This is a genomic window from Methylobacterium oxalidis, from assembly GCF_007992195.1.
GTDB lineage: Bacteria > Pseudomonadota > Alphaproteobacteria > Rhizobiales > Beijerinckiaceae > Methylobacterium > Methylobacterium oxalidis.
In genome coordinates, this window is the sequence record NZ_BJZU01000228.1 from 1 (window position 1) to 3,516 (window position 3,516).

Annotated in this window: 1 protein-coding gene; it reads right to left on the bottom strand. The window is 62.0% G+C overall.

Annotated features, from left to right (window positions below; translation table 11 throughout):
- Window positions 1-3,516 (bottom strand): tandem-95 repeat protein (locus MOX02_RS29820; RefSeq protein WP_147029381.1); only part of this gene is annotated, 3,516 nt, incomplete at both ends.

The window sequence follows — 3,516 nt, forward strand, 5'->3', positions numbered from 1 at the left end:
GATGTCGGTGCCGATACCGGCTGAGATCGCCGTCTGCCCGTAGGTGTTGTTGACCGTGATAACGTCGTTGCCGCTTCCAGCTGAGATCGCCGTCTGCACATAGCTCCGATTGACCGTGATGGTGTTGTTTCCGTCACCTGCATCGATCTGGAGCTGATCGCTGCTGTCACCGGAGGCTTGGCCGACGGAGATGCTGTCGTTGCCGGCGCCACCGTCGAGCGTGGCCGTGTTGGCAACGCCGTTGTTGCCGTACTCGTAGAGGTAAAGGTAGTCGTTGCCTTCGCCGGCCCGTAGTGTCGAGCCGTAGCTGTTGTAGCCCTCCCGGCTCAGGCTGTCGTCACCAGCCCCACTTTCGAGGGTGTCGACTTGGCCGTTGGAGTCTCTCGCGTAGAGGCTGTCATTCCCGTCTCCGCCTTGCAGCGTGTCGGTACCACCGTCGGTGTCTTGGAGGGTGTCGTCGTCGGCGCCGCCTTCCAGAAGGTCGTCGCCGGCACCGCCGTTGAGGTTGTCCATACCGGCTTCGCCGTAGAGCCGGTCGTCGCCCTCGTTGCCGTTGAGACCGTCGTTGCCATCCCGGCCGTAGAGCACGTCATTGCCCGAGCCGCCATAGAGCTGATCCTGATCAGCGCCGCCGTCGAGCACGTCGCTGCCAGCTTCGCCGTAGAGCGTGTCATCGCCAGAGCCGCCTCGGATGAGGTCAGCCCCGGGCCCACCAAAGAGCTGATCGGCACCTGCACCCCCGTTTATTGTTTCTCCTCCTGTTGTGCCGTTGAGCGTGTCGTCTTTGGGAATGCCTTCTGCATCGCCTTCGATAGCACTGCCATCAACTACTGTGATAGTAAAACTTGTCGAGCTTTTTTGACCGTCAGGCTCTGTGCCTATGATGCTGATCACGTAGGTATCTGCATCGGAGGAGCTCGGCGTGCCGGAAAATGTTCTTGTTTCGGGATCGAAATGAAGCCAGCCGGGTAGATCTCCGCCACCGCTCAGCGACACGGAATATGCCACGGGTTGCTGGCCGTCAGCATCAGCAAACATTCCAGCATCAAGAACTAGCGAGAAGGCGTCGCCCACACGCCCACTCTGTGCAGAGAGCGGTTGAGTGAGTACTGGCGCGTCATTGACCGCTGTGACAGCAACGGTGACGGTGGCAGTAGCGGTTGACTCGTTTCCCTGCCCATCCGTGACCGTGTAGGTGAACGTGTCTGTTCCGAAGAAATCCTTGTTGGGCCTATAGGTGATCTGACCGTTGGCCAGCGTCACCGTCCCGTTGCTAGCCTGCGTCACGCTCGAGACGGACAGGGCTGAGGCGGGGCTGTCCACGTCTTGGTCGTTTACGACAAGCTGCGCTGCCTGGATCGTCAGCGGAGTGTCTTCTGTGGTCTCGAGTGTGTCGGCCTCAGCAACCGGCTTGTCGTTGACCGCTGTGACGGTCAGCCTGAATGTGTCGGAGACCGTGAACTCACCGTCGCTGGCCATGACCCTGAGGTTGAGTTCGCCGTTGAAGTCCTGTGGCGGCTGACCCGAGAAGGTGCGATTGACTGCATCGAAGCTCAGCCAGGTCGGCTGGGTGGCCAAGGCCACACCGGCCGCATCAACTGCAACGAACGTGTACGTCAGGCTGGCGCTGTCGGCATCCGTGAAGGTGCCGGCCGGAACTTGGAAGCTCCAGGCAGCATCTTCGGGCGAGCTCTGATCAGCGATCGCGCTCGCCAAGATGGGCGCATCGTTGACGGCTCCGACCGTGACTGTGACGGTAGCAGTGGCGGTCGACTCGTTTCCCTGCCCATCCGTGACCGTGTAGGTGAACGTGTCCGTGCCGGTGAAATCCTTGCTGGGCGTGTAGGTGATCTGGCCACCGACCAGCGCGACCGTGCCGTGCTGGCCCTGATCGAACTTCGTGATGCTGAGGTTCTGATCAGTGTCGTTGGCACCGATGTTGTCGTTGGCCAGCACATCGATCGTGACAGGCGTATCCTCATTCGTGGTGGCCGTGTCGTTTTGCGCCACCGGTGTGTCGTTGGCGGGCGCGAAGGTGAGGTTGACGGTCTTCTCCACGCTCTCAAGGCTACCGTCGTGGACGACGTACTTGAACGTAGCCGGACCACTGTAGTTTGCCTCGGGCGTGAAGGTGTAGGAGCCGTTCGCGTCGATCACGACGCTGCCGTGGCTGGCCGAGCCCTCCACCAGCTTGTACGTCAGGCCATCTCCATCCGGATCTGTACCGGCCGCGAGTTGACCGGTGAGGATCACGTCCTCCACGCCAGACTTGTCGTCGGAAGCGGTGCCGGCAAGCGGCGCATCGTTGACGGGCGTGATGTCCAGCGAGGCCGTCGAGCTTGCCTCCAGCGATCCGTCCGAAACCGTGTAGCTGAAGCTTGCAGAGGTGTCGTCGTTCGTCTCTGGCGTGAAGGTCCAGGTGCCGTCTGGGTTGTTGACCAGACTTCCGCTGCTGCTGGTTAGCGTCAGCGTGGTGATCGACAAACTGCTAGCGGGCGTGTCGAGATCGCTGGCGCCGGCCAAGAGTTCGGCTGCGGTGATGACCCGAGCGCCACTATCCTCAGCGATAGGAGCGAGGGTCACCGGCGCGGCTGTCGGCGCATCGTTGATGGCCCCGATCGTCACGGTGACGGTCGCGGTGGCGGTCGACTCGTTCCCTTGGCCGTCCGTGACCGTGTAGGTGAACGTGTCCGTGCCGGTGAAGTTTGTGTCGGGCGTGTAGGTGATCTGGCCGTTGACCAGCGCCACCGTGCCGTGTTGGCCTTGCGACACATCCGAGACGGACAGCGCGTTGCCATCAACGTCAGAGTCGTTCTGGATCAGTTCGGCCACCGCGACCGTGAGCGGGGTGTCCTCAGCGGTCTCGAGTGCGTCGGCTTCAGCGACCGGCTTGTCGTTGATTGCGGTGACGGTGAGTTTGAACGTGTCGGAGACCGTGAACTCGCCGTCGCTCGCTGTGACCTTGAGGTTGAGCTCACCGTTGAAGTTCAGCGGCGGCTGACCCGAGAAGGTGCGGCTGGTTGCATCGAAGCTCAGCCAGGTCGGCTGCGTGGTCAGAGCCACTCCCGCTGAATCGACTGCAACAGACGAGTACGTCAGACTGGCACTGTCGGCATCCGTGAAGGTGCCCGCGGGAATCTGGAAGCTCCAAGCTGCGTCCTCGGGCGAGGTCTGATCGGCGATCGCGCTTGCCACAACCGGCGCGTCGTTGACGGCTCCGACCGTCACGGTGACGGTAGCAGTGGCAGTCGACTCGTTCCCTTGGCCATCCGTGACCGTATAGGTGAACGTGTCCGTGCCAGTGAAGTTGTTGTCGGGCGTGTAGGTGATCTGACCACCGACCAGCGCCACCGTGCCGTGCTGGCCTTGCGTCACCTCGGAAACCGACAGGGCGGAGACGGGGCTATCCACGTCCTGATCGTTGGCGACAAGCTGCGCCGCCTGGATCGTCAGCGGCGTGTCCTCAGCGGTCTCAAGTGTGTCGGCTTCAGCAACTGGCTTGTCGTTGACCGCGGT